This is a genomic window from Caulobacter sp. 602-2 (genome assembly GCF_011043625.1).
Classification (GTDB): domain Bacteria; phylum Pseudomonadota; class Alphaproteobacteria; order Caulobacterales; family Caulobacteraceae; genus Caulobacter.
This window is the reverse complement of record NZ_JAAKGT010000003.1, coordinates 254,590-271,576: the sequence shown is the minus strand read 5'-3', so window position 1 is coordinate 271,576 and position 16,987 is coordinate 254,590. Positions and strand designations below refer to the sequence as shown.

The 16,987-nt window shown below is 69.8% G+C and carries 18 protein-coding genes; 9 read left to right on the top strand and 9 right to left on the bottom strand.

All coding sequences use genetic code 11. The annotated features are described in order from the left end of the window. Positions 1-20 precede the first annotated feature (20 nt). On the top strand, positions 21-1,550 hold the full coding sequence (locus G5B46_RS09555; RefSeq protein ID WP_165258119.1) for a tryptophan halogenase family protein: 1,530 nt from the start codon (positions 21-23) through the stop codon (positions 1,548-1,550). A gap of 7 nt (positions 1,551-1,557) precedes the next feature. Here G5B46_RS09555 and G5B46_RS09550 read toward each other — a convergent pair whose 3' ends face one another. The 3 genes from G5B46_RS09550 to G5B46_RS09540 all read right to left on the bottom strand — a co-directional run bounded on the left by G5B46_RS09550 (position 1,558) and on the right by G5B46_RS09540 (position 3,052). Next, positions 1,558-1,764, bottom strand: coding sequence for a hypothetical protein (locus tag G5B46_RS09550; RefSeq protein ID WP_165258117.1), 207 nt, complete (start codon positions 1,762-1,764; stop codon positions 1,558-1,560). Between the two features lie 73 nt (positions 1,765-1,837). Then, the gene (locus tag G5B46_RS09545; RefSeq protein ID WP_165258115.1) at positions 1,838-2,521 is read right to left on the bottom strand and encodes a Fe2+-dependent dioxygenase; all 684 of its coding nucleotides are present in this window, start codon (positions 2,519-2,521) and stop codon (positions 1,838-1,840) included. 219 nt (positions 2,522-2,740) lie between these two features. Then, on the bottom strand, positions 2,741-3,052 hold the full coding sequence (locus G5B46_RS09540) for a hypothetical protein (protein ID WP_165258113.1): 312 nt from the start codon (positions 3,050-3,052) through the stop codon (positions 2,741-2,743). Between the two features lie 199 nt (positions 3,053-3,251). Here G5B46_RS09540 and G5B46_RS09535 point away from each other — a divergent pair, with 199 nt between their 5' ends. Next, positions 3,252-3,803, top strand: a complete 552-nt coding sequence (locus G5B46_RS09535) for a hypothetical protein (RefSeq protein ID WP_205691576.1) — start codon at positions 3,252-3,254, stop codon at positions 3,801-3,803. A gap of 82 nt (positions 3,804-3,885) precedes the next feature. Here G5B46_RS09535 and groL read toward each other — a convergent pair whose 3' ends face one another. Continuing rightward, entirely contained in the window at positions 3,886-5,529 is a 1,644-nt protein-coding gene (gene groL, locus G5B46_RS09530) for a chaperonin GroEL (protein ID WP_165258109.1), read from the bottom strand. Between the two features lie 62 nt (positions 5,530-5,591). Further along, entirely contained in the window at positions 5,592-5,882 is a 291-nt protein-coding gene (gene groES, locus G5B46_RS09525) for a co-chaperone GroES (RefSeq protein WP_058347663.1), read from the bottom strand. Positions 5,883-6,128: 246 nt separating this feature from the next. On the opposite strand from groES, the gene G5B46_RS09520 reads away from it, so the two are divergent. The 3 genes from G5B46_RS09520 (at position 6,129) to G5B46_RS09510 (ending at position 7,781) form a co-directional block, all read left to right on the top strand. Continuing rightward, positions 6,129-6,521 (top strand): VOC family protein, encoded by a 393-nt coding sequence (locus tag G5B46_RS09520; RefSeq protein ID WP_165258107.1) that lies wholly within the window; start codon positions 6,129-6,131, stop codon positions 6,519-6,521. Then, positions 6,522-6,956 (top strand): DUF4345 family protein, encoded by a 435-nt coding sequence (locus G5B46_RS09515; protein WP_165258105.1) that lies wholly within the window; start codon positions 6,522-6,524, stop codon positions 6,954-6,956. It abuts the gene before it with no gap. Between the two features lie 69 nt (positions 6,957-7,025). Next, positions 7,026-7,781, top strand: coding sequence for a TlpA disulfide reductase family protein (locus G5B46_RS09510; protein WP_165258103.1), 756 nt, complete (start codon positions 7,026-7,028; stop codon positions 7,779-7,781). Here G5B46_RS09510 and G5B46_RS09505 read toward each other — a convergent pair. Next, on the bottom strand, positions 7,749-8,276 hold the full coding sequence (locus G5B46_RS09505; protein ID WP_165258101.1) for a methylated-DNA--[protein]-cysteine S-methyltransferase: 528 nt from the start codon (positions 8,274-8,276) through the stop codon (positions 7,749-7,751). The two genes, G5B46_RS09510 and G5B46_RS09505, sit on opposite strands and share 33 nt — an antisense overlap. Before the next feature lie 301 nt (positions 8,277-8,577). On the opposite strand from G5B46_RS09505, the gene G5B46_RS09500 reads away from it, so the two are divergent. Together G5B46_RS09500 and G5B46_RS09495 are read left to right on the top strand one after the other, a co-directional pair. Beyond that, entirely contained in the window at positions 8,578-9,615 is a 1,038-nt protein-coding gene (locus G5B46_RS09500; protein WP_165258099.1) for a hypothetical protein, read from the top strand. A gap of 80 nt (positions 9,616-9,695) precedes the next feature. Continuing rightward, the gene (locus G5B46_RS09495; protein ID WP_165258097.1) at positions 9,696-10,775 is read left to right on the top strand and encodes a trypsin-like peptidase domain-containing protein; all 1,080 of its coding nucleotides are present in this window, start codon (positions 9,696-9,698) and stop codon (positions 10,773-10,775) included. Here G5B46_RS09495 and G5B46_RS09490 read toward each other — a convergent pair. Beyond that, positions 10,772-11,731 (bottom strand): TraB/GumN family protein, encoded by a 960-nt coding sequence (locus tag G5B46_RS09490; RefSeq protein ID WP_346764893.1) that lies wholly within the window; start codon positions 11,729-11,731, stop codon positions 10,772-10,774. The two genes, G5B46_RS09495 and G5B46_RS09490, sit on opposite strands and share 4 nt — an antisense overlap. A gap of 32 nt (positions 11,732-11,763) precedes the next feature. Beyond that, complete coding sequence (locus G5B46_RS09485) at positions 11,764-12,768, bottom strand: TraB/GumN family protein (RefSeq protein WP_346764892.1); 1,005 nt, start codon at positions 12,766-12,768, stop codon at positions 11,764-11,766. Between the two features lie 145 nt (positions 12,769-12,913). Here G5B46_RS09485 and mutL point away from each other — a divergent pair, with 145 nt between their 5' ends. Then, positions 12,914-14,854, top strand: coding sequence for a DNA mismatch repair endonuclease MutL (gene mutL / locus G5B46_RS09480; RefSeq protein ID WP_165258093.1), 1,941 nt, complete (start codon positions 12,914-12,916; stop codon positions 14,852-14,854). A gap of 71 nt (positions 14,855-14,925) precedes the next feature. Further along, complete coding sequence (locus G5B46_RS09475) at positions 14,926-15,774, top strand: DUF4261 domain-containing protein (RefSeq protein ID WP_165258091.1); 849 nt, start codon at positions 14,926-14,928, stop codon at positions 15,772-15,774. A gap of 4 nt (positions 15,775-15,778) precedes the next feature. On the opposite strand, the gene G5B46_RS09470 is transcribed toward G5B46_RS09475, so the two are convergent. Beyond that, complete coding sequence (locus G5B46_RS09470; RefSeq protein WP_165258089.1) at positions 15,779-16,975, bottom strand: hypothetical protein; 1,197 nt, start codon at positions 16,973-16,975, stop codon at positions 15,779-15,781. Positions 16,976-16,987: the final 12 nt, after the last annotated feature.

Below are 16,987 nucleotides of genomic sequence, written 5' to 3'. Positions count from 1 at the left end.
AAGCGTACGGGAGGCGGCCGATGGCCAACAATCTGCGGAAGATCGTGATCGTGGGCGGCGGTTCGGCCGGCTGGATCACCGCGGCGATGATCAGCCACTATCTCAAGGACAGCCCCTGCGAGATCGAACTGATCGAGTCCGAGCAGATCGGCATCATCGGCGTCGGCGAAAGCACCATCCCGCCGTTCCTTCAGCTGATCCGCAGCCTCGGCATCGACGAGGTCGAGTTCATGAAGGAGACGCAGGCCGCCTTCAAGCTGGCCATCCGGTTCGAGAACTGGCGCAAGAAGGGCGAGGTCTACTATCACCCGTTCGGCCTGATCGGCGGTCCGGTGGACGTGCACGAGTTCTACCAGGTCTGGCTGCGCGGCAAGGCCGAGGGGCATCCGTCCAGCCTGCAGGACTTCGCGCCGGCCTCGGTGATGGCCGACCGCTGGAAGTTCATGTCGCCGGCGCTCGCGCCGCGCACCATGCTGGCCAACGCCAACTACGCCGTGCACATCGACGCGGCCCTGCTGGCCAAGTTCCTGCGCAAGTTCGCCGAGGCCCGCGGCGTCAAGCGCACCGAGGGCATCGTCAAGGACGTGGCCACCCGCCCCGACGGCTTCATCGAGAAGGTGATCCTGCAGGACGGCCGCGAGGCGTCGGGCGATCTCTTCATCGACTGCTCGGGCTTCCGCTCGCTGTTGAACGGCAAGACCCTGGGCACCGAGTTCCTCGACTGGTCGGATGTGCTGCTGAACGACCGGGCTATCGCGGTGCAGACCGCCAACATCCAGGACCCGCACCCCTACACCCTGGCCCAGGCCCAGGACGCCGGCTGGCGCTGGCGCATCCCGCTGCAGCACCGGGCCGGCAACGGCTACGTCTATTGCAGCCAGTACTGCAGCGACGACGAGGCTCTGGCCACGCTGATGAGCCAGGTCGAGGGCGAGGCCGTGCGCGATCCCTGGCTGGTGCCGTTCAAGACCGGCATGCGCAAGCAGCTGTTCAACAAGAACTGCGTGGCCATCGGCCTGGCCGGCGGCTTCATCGAGCCGCTGGAGTCGACGGCCCTGCACCTGATCTATCGCGGCGTCGACTACCTGCTGCGGTTCTTCCCCGACCGCGACTGCGATCCGGTGCTGGCGGCCGAGTACAACAGGCGCATGCAGATCGACTACGAGGAGATCCGCGACTTCATCGTGCTGCACTACTTCACGACCAAGCGCGACGACACGCCGTTCTGGCGCGCCTACCAGCAGGTGACGCCGCCCGAGAGCCTGCGCGAGCGGATGGAGCTGTTCAAGGCCAGCGGCGTGCTGCGCGACGGGGTCGACGACATGTTCCGCGCGCCCAGCTGGCAGTCGGTGATGGAGGGCATGGGCATCCGGCCCAAGCGCTACCAGCAACTGGCCGACACCCTGCCGGCCGGGGTGGTGAAGGGCCTGCTGGACCAGTCGGCGCCGATGCTGAGCGAGCTCGTCGACACCCTGCCCAGCCACGGCGACTTCCTGCGCCAGTACTGCCCGGCGCCGGTGCCCGAGGCGCTGCTGAAGAAGGCGGGGTGACGGCCGATCAGGCGGCGGGCGGCTTGTCGTCCGTCGCCGGCCAACGCGCGAAGGCGAAGATCCAGAGCATCACAAGGGAGACGCCCGGAACCAGGGTCAGCAGCGAAAGCCACGGCGACCAGCCGGCGCGCTGGAAGATCTTCGCCACGGGTATGATGAAGACGCCCAGCAGCGGCAGTAGAATGATCCAGTGCAGGATCGACATCGAGCCCATTCGAGTCCCCTCCGATTAGAGCAACGTCAGTCTACGACCTTGGCGCGTGCGCCGTTCAAGCGGTCGTACGGGTTCAGACCTCGGCCCACATCCGCAGCAGGTTGTGGTAGGTCCCGGTCAGCGACAGCACCGACGGGTCGGCCTGGCCGACCTGGCCGGCCAAGCGCTGGATCGAGACGTCCATGTCCAGCATCAGGGCGCGCTTGGCGTCGTCGCGCACCAGGCTCTGGATCCAGAAGAAGCTGGCGGTGCGGATGCCCCGCGTGACCGGGGTCACGTGGTGCAGGCTCGAGGCCGGATAGAGGATCAGCGACCCGGCCGGCAGCTTGACGAGGTGGCTGCCGTAGGTGTCGTCGACCACCAGCTCGCCGCCGTCGTAGTCGTCGGGATCGCTCAGGAACAGGGTCGCCGACAGGTCGGTGCGGATCTGGGCGCCGGTCGCGGGATTGCGGCGGATCGAGTTGTCGACGTGGTCGCCAAAGCCCATGCCCTCGCCGTAGCGGTTGAACAGCGGCGGCAGGATGGTGTGGGGCAGGGCGGCCGACACGAACAGCGGATTGGCCTGCAGGGCCTGGACGATGATCGCCCCGACCTCGCGCGCGGCCGGGCCGTCCTGGGGCAGCTGCTGGTTGTTCTTGGCCATGGCCGCCTGAAAGCCCGAGGTGGCGTTGCCGTCGACCCACGGCGCGGCGTCGATGACCGCCCGGCAGTGGGCGACTTCGTCGGGGCTCAGCACGTCGGGGATCTGCAGCATCATGGCGGGGGCCTTCGTCGTCCTACGCTCAGGCTTTAGGGCCTGAGGCGGCGCGCGGCAATGCGAACGCCTCGCAGAAGATTGCGTAAGGGGGAAAGGTGCTCCCCCTGAAGGGGGAGCTGTCGCGGAGCGACTGAGGGGGAAGTTGTTGCAGCGGCTCAGAGACCGCTTCCCCCTCCGGCCCTTCGGGCCACCTCCCCCTTCAGGGGGAGGGCCTTTGGTCTAGAACAACCACCGCCTGGGGTACTTGTCGCCCAGGGCGCGGGCCTCGCCGGTCTTCAGGCCAAGCTCGCGCATGCGGTAGGCCAGGATCTGGCGCATGGCGTCGACCGGCTCGCGGCCGTCGACGGGGCTGGAGGCGATGGTTCCTGCCTGCTGGGCGAGGTCGGTCGCCGCCCACTCGGCCAGGGCCCGGTCGGCCTTGCCGACGGCGAAGTAGTGCGCGACGGGAACGCGCTCGCCCGGAACCTCGACCATCACGGCGATCACCCAGCCCTGGGGGATCATGTCGGCGTCGGGGCGTTGGCGGAACATGGCCTGTGCTTGGCTGTGCGCGGGGCGCGCGTCAACCGGCCATCGCCGTTGCGATACAGCCACAGCGCGCGTAGCTTCGCTGATCGTGAACGGGGGTTGCATCATGCGTCTGGGTCTCGCGTCGCTGCTGGCGATATCGATCGCGCTCGGGGCTCCGGCCGCGATGGCGTGGGCCGACGGTCGGCGAGAGCCGGCAAGCGTGGCTGCGACACGGGCCCTGGAGAAGGCGCGCAAGGCCGCCCGCATCGGCGACCATGTGGCCGCCATCGCCTTCTACGACAAGATCTTGAAGCTGGAGCCGGACTTCGCCTCGGTGATCACCGAGCGCGCCTTCTCGCGCGAGGCCATAGGCGATCTGGGCGGCGCCCAGGAGGATTACCACGAGGCCGCGCGGCTTGAGCCCGAGCAGGCCAATGCCTGGAGTCACGTTGCCTGGATCGAGGCGCTGCGCGGCGGCGACCTGGATCAGGCCCTTGCCGACAGCGAGAAGGCGGTCGATCTGGGCGCCACGGTCGATGCGGTGAGTACCCGCGGCTTCGTGCGCTACCGGCGGGGCGAGTACGCCCAGGCCCTGGCCGATCACGACGGGCTGGTCAGGCGCTATCCGCGCTCGGCCTCGCTTCTTTTCATGCGTGGGGTGGTCAAGCGTCGCCTGGGTCAGGAGGCCGAGGGCGACATCGACATCGCTCGCGCCGTGAAGATCGACCCGTCGATCGAGGCGCTGTGGGCGCGCCGGGGCGTGACGCCCTAGGCGGGGTCGAGGGCCCAAAGAAAAAGGGCGGAGCCTCGCGGCCCCGCCCTTCTCTTTGTTCAGCCTAGGCTGACAGGACTTCTTAGAAGTCCATGTCGCCCATGCCGCCCGGCATGCCGCCCGGAGCAGCGACGCCGCCGCCCTTCTTGGGGGCTTCGACGATGGCGGCTTCCGTGGTGATCAGCAGGCCGGCCACCGAAGCGGCGTTCTGCAGAGCGGTGCGGACGACCTTGGCCGGGTCGATGACGCCGTCGACGACCAGGTCGACATACTGTTCGCTCTGGGCGTTGAAGCCGAACGAGCTGCTGTCGTTTTCCAGGATCTTGCCGACCACGATCGAGCCTTCGACGCCGGCGTTTTCGGCGATCTGACGGATCGGGGCCTGCAGGGCGCGACGGACGATGGCGATGCCAGCGGTCTGGTCGTCGTTCTCGCCGACCACGCCGGCCAGGGCCTTCGAAGCCTTCAGCAGCGCGGTGCCGCCGCCCGGGACGATGCCTTCATCGGCGGCCGCGCGGGTCGCGTTCAGGGCGTCGTCGACGCGGTCCTTCTTTTCCTTCACTTCGACTTCGGTCGAGCCGCCGACGCGGATGACCGCAACGCCGCCGGCCAGCTTGGCCAGGCGCTCTTGCAGCTTTTCCTTGTCGTAGTCCGACGTGGTGTCTTCGATCTGGCGCTTGATCTGGGCGATACGGGCTTCGATCGCGTCCTTCTCACCGACGCCGTCCACGATGGTGGTGTCGTCCTTGGTGATCTGGATCTTCTTGGCGCGGCCCAGCATGTCGAGCGAGACGTTCTCGAGCTTGATGCCGAGATCTTCGCTGACGACTTGAGCGCCGGTCAGGATGGCGATGTCTTCCAGCATGGCCTTGCGGCGGTCGCCGAAGCCCGGAGCCTTGACGGCGGCGACGCGCAGGCCGCCACGCAGCTTGTTGACGACCAGCGTGGCCAGGGCCTCGCCTTCGACGTCTTCAGCGATGATGACCAGCGGACGGCCCGACTGGACGACGGCTTCCAGCACCGGCAGCAGCGGCTGCAGCGACGACAGCTTCTTTTCGAACAGCAGGATGAGCGGCTCTTCGAGCTGAACTTCCATCTTGTCGGCGTTGGTGATGAAGTACGGCGACAGGTAGCCGCGGTCGAACTGCATGCCTTCGACGACGTCGAGTTCGGTTTCGGCGGTCTTGGCTTCTTCGACGGTGATGACGCCTTCGTTGCCGACCTTGTCCATCGCCTTGGCGATCATCTCGCCGACTTCCTTGTCGCCGTTGGCCGAGATGGTGCCGACCTGAGCGATTTCAGAGTTGGTGGTGACCTTCTTCGACGACGACTTGATGTCTTCGACGGCGATGGCGACGGCCTTGTCGATGCCGCGCTTCAGGTCCATCGGGTTCATGCCGGCGGCGACCGACTTGAGGCCTTCCTGGACGATGGCTTGAGCCAGGACGGTGGCGGTGGTGGTGCCGTCGCCAGCCTTGTCGTTGGTCTTCGAGGCCACTTCGCGGATCATCTGCGCGCCGAGGTTCTCGAACTTGTCAGCCAGTTCGATTTCCTTGGCGACCGAGACGCCGTCCTTGGTGGTGCGCGGGGCGCCGAACGACTTTTCGATGACCACGTTGCGGCCCTTCGGACCGAGGGTCACCTTCACGGCGTTGGCGAGAACGTTGACGCCGCGCAGCATCTTGTCGCGCGCGTCGGAGGAGAAGTAGACGTCTTTAGCGGCCATGGTGGGCGCCTTTCTAATCTAGGAATTTCGTGAGGAAGGAAGCAGTCCGGAGGGGAAGCCGATTAGGCTTCGACCACGCCCAGGACGTCGCTTTCCTTCATGATCAGGAGGTCCTGACCGTCGACCTTCACTTCGGTGCCCGACCACTTGCCGAACAGGATGCGATCGCCAGCCTTCAGGTCGAGAGCGACGATGTCGCCCTTGTCGTTGCGGGCGCCCGGGCCCACGGCGACGACTTCACCTTCCTGGGGCTTTTCCTTGGCGGTGTCGGGGATGATGATCCCGCCCTTGGTCTTGGTTTCTTCTTCGACGCGCTTCACGAGGACGCGGTCGCCCAGGGGACGAAACTTCATGTGTCTTCTCCGTCGGAACGGTTTCTGTAAAAGGCTTTCGTAGGCCGAGGGAGCGTCGCTGTTAGCAGTCGCTCCCATCGAGTGCCAACGCCGGTCACGAGTTAGGCGCCGCCCCCTGGGGAGTCAAGGACGGCGGCCGGGAAGTTTTTGCGATCCCGGTTAATTGGCCCCGGTTAACTGGCCCCGGTTAATTGGCCCCGGTTAATTGGCAAGGTGAACGGCGGGCGTCATTGGGGAGGGTTCTCGATGTTCGACCACATGGGGTTCGACGTCGTCGATTTCGAGCGGTCGGCGGCTTTTTACGACGCGGCCCTGGCGCCGCTTGGGATCGCGCGCCTCTATGCCGTGCCCAAGGAGCATACCGGCGGGATCGACGTGGTCGGCTACGGCGCCCAGCGTCCGCAGTTCTGGATTTCGGGCGGCGGCAAGACCAGCGGCAAGCTGCATGTCTGCTTCGCCGCCCGAAGCCGGGCGGATGTCGACGCGTTCTACGAGGCCGCGATGAAGGCCGGCGGTCGCGACAACGGCCCGCCCGGACTTCGCCCTCATTATCACGAACACTACTATGGGGCCTTCGTGCTGGACCCGGACGGGTTCAACGTCGAGGCCGTCCATCACGCCCCCGTTTCGGAGGATTGAATGTCGAGCTACGCCCTGTCGCTGATCCTGGCCGTGATCGCCTGCGTCATCGGCGGCGTGCTGGGCGGGCTGGTGCTGGCGCGGCCGGACTCGATGCTGGGCCTGGCGGGCCTGAAGAGCGACCAGGACGGCGGCGTCAACGCCGTCACCGAGGGGCGGGCCTTCGGCGGCCTGCTGATCGCCTCGCACGGGGCGGCGGCGCTGTTCCTGGGCTGGCAGTCCAGCGCCGGGGCGGCCATGGCGCTGGTCCTGGCCATCGCCTGGTTCGGCGCGGCCTTCGGGCGGCTGGTCTCGATGCTGCTGCAGAAGGCCGGCGGCCGCTTCAATTACGGCAGCGTGTTCCTCAACCTGCTGATGGGGGTCACGCTGGCCCTGCCGTTCTTCAACGAGGGCAGCCTGCCGCTGCATCGCATCGGCGGCAGCATGCTGGTCTGAAGCTTCGCCGCAAAAGCGCCGCCGTTCGACCCAAGATTGTCCCGCAGGGTTTCAGCGACGGAGGGCGGGATGACGACGTGGACGAGGCGTGGGGCGATGGCCGGTGCGGCCGCCCTGGCGGGCGCCGGCGCGGCCGGGGCGCAGACGAGGATTCCGGTGCTGGGCGATCCGGCCAAGGTGTTCGACACGCCGGCCTTGCGCGGCAACCGCATGGCCCGGGCTTTTCGCGAGCCGCCGCAAGGTCTCGCCGTTCCGGCGCTGAAGGTCGAGCGCCGCGAGGGCGTCGCGCCGCTGAAGCTGCAGCCGGGCCTGACCCTGGTGTCGCTGTGGGCGCCGTGGTGCGCGCCGTGCCTGCATGAACTGGGCGATCTTGCGATGCTGCAGGAGAAGTTCGGCGGTCCGCGCTTTCGCATCCTGCCGATCCTGACCGCGCCGCGCGAGCCGATCACGGCCGCCGAGGCGGGCTTCCTGCTGAAGAAGCACAAGGCGGGCGTCTTCGCGCCGGTGATCGACCGCGGGACCGACTCCAAGGGCCTGTTCCAGGCGCTGAGCATGCGCGAGACGCCGAACGGCCCGGCTCGCCCGGGGCTGCCCTGCAACCTGCTGGTGGCCGCCGACGGGCAGGTGCTGGCTCGCCAGTTCGGCGCGCCGATGAACGGCATGGTGTCGGGCACGGGCGAGGGCGGCAAGGTCACGGCCGCCGACGTCGCCAAGGTCGGCACCCTGTGGGCGGCGCCCGACGGCGAGGCGCTGATGAAGGCGCTGGCGCGCGGCGAGATCGCGGGCGGCGGCTCAGTCGCGCGCTCGCGCCCCCTCGTGAGCTAGCAGCCAGGCCTTGCGCTCGACGCCTCCGCCGTAGCCGGTGAGGGCGCCGTCCGCGCCGACCAGGCGGTGGCAGGGCACGACGATGCTGAGCGGATTGGCGCCGTTGGCGGCCCCGACGGCGCGCACCGCCGCCGGCTTGCCGATGCGCGCGGCCAGTCCCGAATAGGTCAGGGTGGTTCCGGGCGCGACATTGCAGAGGGCGCGCCACACCGCCTGCTGGAAGGCGGTGCCGCCGGTCGCCCAGGGGATGGCGGCCAGCGCCGCCAGGTCTCCGTCGAAATAGGCCGCCAGGGCCGACCGGGTCGTGGCCGGCGCCGCGCCCGGCTGGAGCACGGCCTCTCCGTAATGCAGTCGCAGCAGGCGCAGCATCCGCGGCTCGAAGTCGTGGAAGTCGACCGCCCGCAGCCGCCCCTCCTCATCGCAGACCAGCAGCACCTGGCCGATGGGGCTGGGCGTGCGGTCCAGGAACAGGCGAACGGGGGCGGGAGTCGGCATGCCGACACTATGCGGCGAGCCGCATTCGCCGTCCGCCCGTTTCTTGCGGAGGTGGTCATTATTGTAGAGTTCGCGATCTGGGTGCGGATCGTATGTGTTCTAAAGAGTTGAGTTGTCGACACAATGCCGATTGAATTTGTCGTATCTCAGACTTAAGTGAGCTTGGCCGTTCCAGGTGCGACATTATGCGCATGAAAATTAGGCGAATACATGAAAGTTAATGGCCGATTCGCCATCGCGATTATGATCTCGGCAACCGCGTTCGCCGCCCAATACGCCCGTAGTCGGGAGGCTTTCGGGCATGGCGTGGAACAAGCATTGGATGGTGGCGGGAGCGGCGGTCGTCGCCCTGGCCGTGGGCGGACTGGCGAGCGCTCGCCAGGAGCGTGAAGCGCCGGGCGTCAGCCTGGCGCAGGAGGTCGTGGCCGCGGCCAGCGCCTTCGAAACCTATACGCGGGGAGCAGGCTCGATCTCGCCGGCCGTGTTCACCAACGGCGAAGGGGTGGCCAGGGCGCTGGTCGCCGGCGCCGCCTACAAGGCCGACCAACTGGAAACGGGCATGATCGCCTATGGCGCCATCGCGGCGCTGCAGGAGCCGGCCTTCATCGACGGCGTGCGCGAGGCGGCCCGCCAGACCTCGCGCGAGGCGCTGGTCGAGCGCCTGCTGGCCTCGCCCGAGAGCGTGGTCGAGATCGAGGGCGTGGGCCTTGCCGCCGCCCGGGCGCAACTGGCCCTGCAGGGGCGCGGCGCGCCGCTGGCCGTGGCCGGCAAGGCGGTCAAGCAGTCGGCCTACGACATCCAGCGCGAGACCTGGTCGAAGGGCGCGGTGGCCGACAACGCCGGGCGCCTGGCGCGGGTCAAGCAACTGTCGACGACGGTCTTCGCGCCGGGCCAGGACGACGCCGGACGCCTGATCCAGGCGGCCACCGGCGCGGGCGGCGGCTTCGCCGAGGGCGGCCGGGTGTTCACGCCGGTGACGGTGCGGTCGGCGGCCCTGGCGGCCCTGGCCGTGCTGGACGCGGCGGGCGACGCCGACGTGGCCCGCCTGGCCCCGGTGCTGAGCGAGAAGAAGGCGAACTTCTGCATGAAGATCGCCAAGCTGAACCTCTATCAGTGCCTGGCCGTCGCCGGTCCGCACTACGAGGACGTCTTCTGCCTGGGCCAGCATGCGATGATCGACACCGCCCAGTGCGTCAACGATGCGGCCGGCGCCAGCCTGTCCTCGCCGGCGGTCGCGCCGCCTTCGCCGCCGCCCCGGCCGGCGGGCTTCGTGATCCCGGTCGCCAGCGTGGCGCCGTCGTCCATCGCTCCCACGACGATCGCCCAGGCTCCGCGCTGAGCCGGGCTTGATTGGCGCGCGCCGCCGTCGTTAACCTTCTCCCCCGGCGGTCGCCGCCGGTTGCCGTCGGGGGGCGGGGGATGAAGGCGCGCAAGTACGAACTGTTCGCGAGGGCCAGGCGCCCGCGTCCGATGCGGGCGCGCGAGATCCTGGCCTGGCCGGCCGAGGCCCAGTTCGTGTTCGACGCCGGGACGCCGCCGCCCGCGCCGCCGCGCGTCGACGAGGGCGACCTGCTGGACGCCTATTCCAACGCCGTGGTCCGCGCCGTCGAGACGGTCGGGCCCAGCGTCCTGCGCATCCATCCGATGCTGGACGACGCCAATGTGCAGGGCGTGGGCTCGGGCTTCGTGGTGGCCGAGGGCGGGATCGTCCTGACCAACAGCCACGTGGTGCAGGGCGCGCGCCGTTTTGTCGTGATCACCGCCGAGGGGCGCAGCCTGACGGCGCGCTGCGTGGGCGATGATCCCGACACGGATCTGGCCTTGCTGAAGATCGACCAGGCCGTCGACCTGCCGCTCGTGCGGCTGGGGAACTCCAAGGCCCTGCGCCGCGGCCAGCTGGTCATCGCCATCGGCGCGCCGCTGGGCTTCGAGGCGACGGTGACCACCGGCGTCGTCTCGGCCCTCGGCCGCAGCCTGCGCGGCGAGCGCGGCCGGCTGATCGAAGACCTGATCCAGACCGACGCCGCGCTCAATCCCGGCAACAGCGGCGGGCCCCTGGTGGCCTCGAACGGCGAGGTGGTGGGCGTGGCCACCGCCGTCATCGCCGGCTATCCGGGCCTGTGCTTCGCCGTGGCCGCCAACACCGCACGCTTCGTGATCGGCGAGCTTCTGGCCCACGGCCAGGTGCGGCGCGCCTCGATCGGCGTCGTCGCCCAGCAGGCCCCGCTGCCGCCGCTGCTGGCGCGCTCGACCGGGGTGACCCAGGGCTATGCGGTGTTCGTCGCCCAGGCCGACCCGGGCGGTCCCGCCGCCAAGGCCGGCGTGCGGGCCGGCGACCTGCTGGTCAAGGCGGGCGAGCGGCCGCTGACGGGCCTGGACGACCTGCTGCGCGCGCTGGACCACGCCTGCATCGACGTGCCCACGCCCTTCACCCTGATCCGCGAGGGGCGACTGATGTCGGCGACGATCACGCCCCGCCTCAGGCGCAGGGGCGGCTAGTTGGCGCTGTCGGGCGTGGTGACCTTGAAGCCGCGCGCCCGCAGCTTGTCCAGCACGCCGTCCTCGACCACCAGGCCGCGCAGCGAGAACACCGCCACCGCCTTGCCGGGGGTCTTCATGGCCTGGGACACCGCCTCGACCTGGGCGGCCGACATCCGGCGGAACTCCTCGGCCATGCCGGGCAGGGCCATGACGCAGCGCTGGCCCTCGCGCGGGGCGTGGACGGCGGCGCGCACGTCGCCGTCGGCCCAGGCGCGCGCCGCCTTGCGCACCGGCTCGGGCCCGGCTTCGACCTCGTCGAGCACGCCTTCCAGGCAGATCAGGCCCGCCTCCTCGGAGTGCTGCTTCACCAGGGTCTTGATCATCGGCATGGCCTTGTAGACGGCGGCCGGCCGCGACTTGACCCTGTGCTTGCGAGCCAGCTTCTGGATCGTCTTGTCGGGCTCCTGGCCGGTCAGGCCGCTCGCCTTCTGCGCGTTGCCCGCCAGCAGCAGGCCCGCGCCCAGCGGCTTCCAGTCCTTCCAGCCGTCGCCCTTCTGGCCCGTCGCGGCCCAGGCCCTGGCCATGCGCGGGGCGAGGTCCGGCGCGACCTGCTCCAGCGGACGCTCGGCCTTGAGCTTGCTGCGCATCGACAGCAGGGCCGGCAGGTCGGTCAGGCCTGCCCGGGCGACAGGCGGGGTGATGACGGCGAAGGCCCCGTCCAGCCGCCGCTCCAGCACCGAGGTGTCCCAGGTCATGCCCTTTGGAACCGCGCCGGGAACGCCCAGGATGTAGACCGTGGTGTCGCCGTCGCTGACCTTCCACCAGGCGGGGCCCGGCAGCCTGGCGTTGACCACCAGTTCCTCGACGACGTTGGCCTCGGGATCGTCGATCGGTTGCTCGGCGCCCTGGGCGCGGGCCAGCGGGGCGGCCGTCAGGACCGCCAGGGCGGCGATCGCCGCGAAGCGTGTGCGCACGATGTGATTTCCCCCTGGCCGACGCCGCCCGGTCATTCGTCGGGCGTCGTGACTTTGAACCCCTTGGCCCGCAGCTGGTCCAGGACGCCGTCCCGCGCCAGCAGAGAACGAAGTTCGATGACGGCAACCGCCTTTCCGGGCTTTTTCAGGGCGACCTCGATCGCCTTGACCGCATCGTCGCGGCCCTCGCGAAGCTCGCGGGCGATCGAGGGCGTCGAGTCCAGGCAGCGCTGGAAGCCGCGATCGGCGGCGACCACGTCGCGCACCTGGCCGTCGGCCCAGCGCCGGGCGGTGTCCTTGATCCCGCCCTGGCCGCTTTCGGCCTGGTTCAGGCCGGCGTCGAGGCAGAGAAGCTGCAGCGGCTGGGGCGCGGTCGCCAGCGCCTTGATGGCGTCGGCCAGGCTGTAGCCCGGCAGGTTCTGGATGCGAGGGCGCTTGGCGAGGTCGCGGCTCTTGGCGATGTCGCGGATGCGGTCGGTGACGCCGCCCACGCTGATCGAGACGCTGCCGTCCTGGCTGTTGGCGACCATGAAGCCGGTGAAGGCGGGCTTGATGTCGTCCACCGATTCCGGCTTCTGCTTCATCATGTTCAGCCGCGCTTCCAGGCGCTGGCGCAGGTCCGGCGGCAGGGTCTGGCGCATCGGCTGCTCGGAAACGAACAGCTTGCGGCCGCCCATCGCCAGGGCGATCAGGCGAACGACGCTGACGTCGGCCTCCTGGCCCATGATCAGCACGTTGGCCCCGTCCAGGCGGCGACGCAGCACCGATTCCTCGGCCCTGGTGTCGCTGGGGACCATGGCCGGCACGCCCAGCACGTAGACGGTGGTGTCGGCGTCGCTGACCTTCCACCAGGCCGGGCCGGGCAGGCGGGCGTTGACCACCAGCTCCTCGACCAGGTTCTCGTTGGGATCCACCCGCTGGAGGTCGATCGGGCCGGAGGCGTCGACCGCCTGCTGGGCCATGGCGGGACCGGCGGCGGCCGCCAGAAGGAAGGCCCCGAGGGCCAGGGCGGGGGCTGCGGCTACGCGACGGATCACTATCTCTCGTCCTCGGCGGGTCTGGAATCGTTCTAGGATGACGGGTCGCCGCAAGCTGAACCGTTCTCAACCGGGGCGGTCAAATTAAGTCGCCGCAATGCAGAGCTCGCCTGTGCTGCCCGGCTGCGCTGAAAGTCCGATTTCGATGCCGATCCGCCGCCTGCCGCCCGAGACCGTCAACCGCATCGCCGCCGGCGAGGTGGTCGAGCGGCCCGCGAGCGCCATCAAGGAACTGGTCGACAACGCCATCGACGCCGGCGCTGCTCGGATCGAGGTCGAGGCCCACGGCGGCGGCCTGACGCGGATCATGGTCGCCGACGACGGTTGCGGCATGAGCGCCGAGGAACTGCCGGTGGCCATCGAGCGCCACGCCACCTCCAAGCTGGCCCCCGACGACGAGGGGCTGTGGGACCTGCTGCGCATCCACACCATGGGCTTCCGGGGCGAGGCCCTGCCGTCGATCGGCTCGGTGGCGCGCCTGCAGATCAGCTCGCGCGCCAAGGGCCAGCGCGAGGCCTGGTCGATCCTGGTCGAGGGCGGCCGCGTCGACGACGTGGCGCCCGCCGCCTTCGCCGGCGACCACGGCACGCGGATCGAGGTGCGCGACCTGTTCTACGCCACGCCCGCGCGCCTGAAGTTCATGAAGTCCGAGCGCGCCGAGGCCCAGGCGATCACCGAGGAACTGAAGCGCCAGGCCATGGCCCACGAGTCGGTGGGCTTTTCCCTCGACATCGACGGGCGCCGCATCCTGCGCCTGCCGCCCGAGCATCCCGGCCCGCAAGGCCGTCTGGCCCGCTTGGCCGCCGTGCTCGGCCGCGACTTCCAGGACAACGCGCTGGAGATCGACCAGGTCCGCGACGGCGTGCGGCTGTCGGGCTTCGCGGGTCTCCCGACCTACAACCGCGGCAACGCCGCCCACCAGTACCTGTTCGTCAACGACCGCCCGGTGCGCGACCGCCTGCTGCAGGGCGCGCTGCGCGCGGCCTATGCCGACTTTCTCGCCAGGGACCGCCATCCCAGCGCGGCGCTCTATGTCACGCTCGACCCGACCGAGGTCGACATCAACGTGCACCCCGCGAAGGCCGAGGTGCGCTTCCGTGATCCGTCGCTGGTGCGCGGCCTGATCGTCGGGGCGCTGCGCCACGCCCTGGCCGGGGCCGGCCACCGGGCCTCGACCACCACGGCGGCCCAGGCGCTGGATAGCATCCGGCCGCAGAGCGTGTTTCCGGGATATCAGCCGGGCCCGTCGCCCGCCGGCTTCTCGGCTTGGCGCGAGGGCGGCTGGACGCCGCCGACCCAGCGGCCGATGGACCTGCCCGGCCTGTCGGAGGTCTCGGCCCGTCACGAGGCGCGCCCGGAAGAGGCCTACCAGACGCTGGGCGGGGGCTTTGGCGGCGGCGTCGCCGAGGCCGTGCGCGAGGCGGCCTATGGCGGCTATGACGCCCCGCCTGCCGTGGCCTATCCGGGTCAGGACCAGGCGCCGGCCCAGCCGTTCGACCCGATCGACTTCCCGCTGGGCGCGGCGAGGGCCCAGGTGCACGAGACCTACATCGTCTCGCAGACCCGCGACGGGGTGGTCATCGTCGACCAGCACGCCGCCCACGAGCGGCTGGTCTACGAGCGCATGAAGCACGAGATGGAAGCCGGCGGCGTGGCGCGCCAGACCCTGCTGCTGCCTGAGGTGGTCGAGCTCGACCCGGCCGAGGCCGAGCGGGTGGTGGCGCGCGCCGACGAACTGGCGACCCTGGGCCTCGTCTTGGAGAGCTTCGGCCCCGGCGCGGTGCTGGTGCGCGAGACACCGGCCCTGCTGGGCAAGGCCGACGCCGCGGGCCTAGTGCGCGACATCGCCGACGACCTGGCCGAGAACGGCCAGGCCCTGGCCCTGAAGGAGCGGCTGGAGGAGGTCTGCTCGACCATGGCCTGCCACGGCAGCGTCCGCGCCGGCCGTCGCCTGGCCGCCGCCGAGATGAACGCCCTGCTGCGCGAGATGGAGGCCACGCCCCACTCGGGCCAGTGCAACCACGGCCGCCCGACCTATGTGGAGCTGAAGCTGTCGGACATCGAGAAGCTGTTCGGGCGGCGCTAGGCTCGGCTTGACCGCGCGGCGGGGCGACTTCTATTCCGAGGGTTGAGTTTTCAGCTTCCGGAGTCGCTTGAATGATCGCCTTGCTCGTCGACGGTCCCCTGGCGTTCCGGCCCAACCAACTGATCGAGGTGCTCAACAGCCTCGACGAGGCCCATAGCTGGACGCATACCCAGCCTGAGCTCGATGGCGATGATGCGGTGTCCACGGCCGATACGCTGGGCCTGATCTGCAGCGGGCCGCACGGCGGGATCATGACCGTCATGAACCTGGACCTGCCGCTCAAGCCGGTGCTGGTCGAGGAGGCCAGGGTCCGGTCCTGGTGGTACGACGAGGCCGAGCGCGCGGCCGCACATCGCACGCACTGGGTGATCGCCGGCGGTCAGGCCGAAGGCTGGGAGGCGGCCGTGCTGCGGGCCAAGGTCTCCACCGTGATCGCGGCCATGCTCATCAGGGACAACCCGTCCATCTGCGCGGTCTGGAACGGCGTCAACGGCACGCTGTTCACGCCGGACTCGGTGATGCAGGACCTGGGCTTCGTGGCGCGCGGCCAGGTGCCGTTGATGTTCTGGATCTTCAACGCGCTGCACGACCTGACCGACGGGAACGTCTCGATGAGCACCGGCGGTCTGGTTCCCTTCGTGGGCTACGAGCTGGAGTTCTGGAATGCGCCACGCAGCAAGGAAGTGGTCGTCGAGCAGCTGAACGGCGTGCTGAACTACCTTCTGGCGATGGGGCCGATCATCCAGTCGGGCCAGACCATCGGCATGTCGGGTGGGGCCGAGACGCTGCGCTGCGACTTTGGCCCGAGCCGGACCGAGCGCAACGCGCCGACCACGGCCCTTCAGCTGACCTTCGTGGACGGACCCGCCGCGGCCAAGCCCAAGCCTTCCTTCCTGGGCAAGCTGTTCGGCCGGGCCTGAGGGGTCAGGCCGCGGCCTCCGCCGTCCAGCCGTAGAGCGGCAGCTGGCCCTTGGCGTAGGGCGTGACGTTGACCGGCGCTTCCAGCAGGTCGGTGACCATCGGGCCGCTGACGAACGGAGCGCCCTGGTCGAGGGCGGCGAGCAGTTCGCGCGGGCTGCGCAGGTCGCTGACGCCCTGCCAGACCTGGCGGCGGCGATAGGCGGGGCCGTCCTTCAGGAAGCGGCCGATGGCGGCGATGCGGCTGGCCTCGACCTCGCCCTCCGGGGTGAAGGTGACGCTGGCGGCCAGGCCCGGGGCCAGGTCGTCGACCTTGAAGGCCGGATCGCTGATCCGCAGGTCCACGCGGCTGAAGTAGGGCTCCAGGAACGCCTTCATCTGGCCCAGCGCCACGAAGGACGGTGCGCGAGGCACGCCGTAGACGCCCGCCGCCAGGCGGCCGCGCAGGTCGCGGGGCAGGGTGCGCAGGCAGGCCTCCAGCTCGGCGCGCAGCGAGGGCTTGAGCGCGGAGGAAAAGCCGATCGGCAGGTAGGTGACGCCGCTATTGGGGCCGATGGCGGCGATCGCCGACTTCAGGATCGCCAGGTCGTGCTGCTGGCGCTGGCCGTCGACATAGATCTCGTAGGGACGGCCGGCCAGGCCCGCCTCGCGCCAGACGCCGACATTGCCGACGAACAGTTCGCGGCCGGCGTGGTAGACGCCGCGCCAGGCCACGCGGGCCGGCGGCGGGCGCGGGCACAGGCGCGCCAGGGCCTCCATGGTCGGCACGCCGGCGATCGGCCCGCCGAAGGGCATCACCGAGCGCACGTCGCGCGGGGTGATGCGGCAGACGCGTCCGGCCAGCGAGGCGTCCTCCTCGCCGGCCAGCAGCAGCGACAGCTGGCGGGGCGGCAGGCCGGCGAAGCGCATCACCTCGTGCTGGTCGCCTTCGAACATCAGCATGACGATCTCGCCGTCGTCGTCGTCGCCGAACAGCTTGTGCTGCAGCGCCCGGGCCAGGGCCTGCAGTTCGCGGGCGTCCAGGCGCGTGGCGCGCGGATCGGCCAGCACGAACGAGAACGGCGCGACCAGGCCATGGCGGCGCGGGGCCAGCCACGCGCCCTTCAGATAGTCGCCGGCGATCTTGGCGATCAGGGGGGCGTTACGCTCGGTCTCGGCGGGATCTTCGCCGACGAAGACCTTCAGGCAGGCGATGGCGGTCATGCCGCCTAGGTT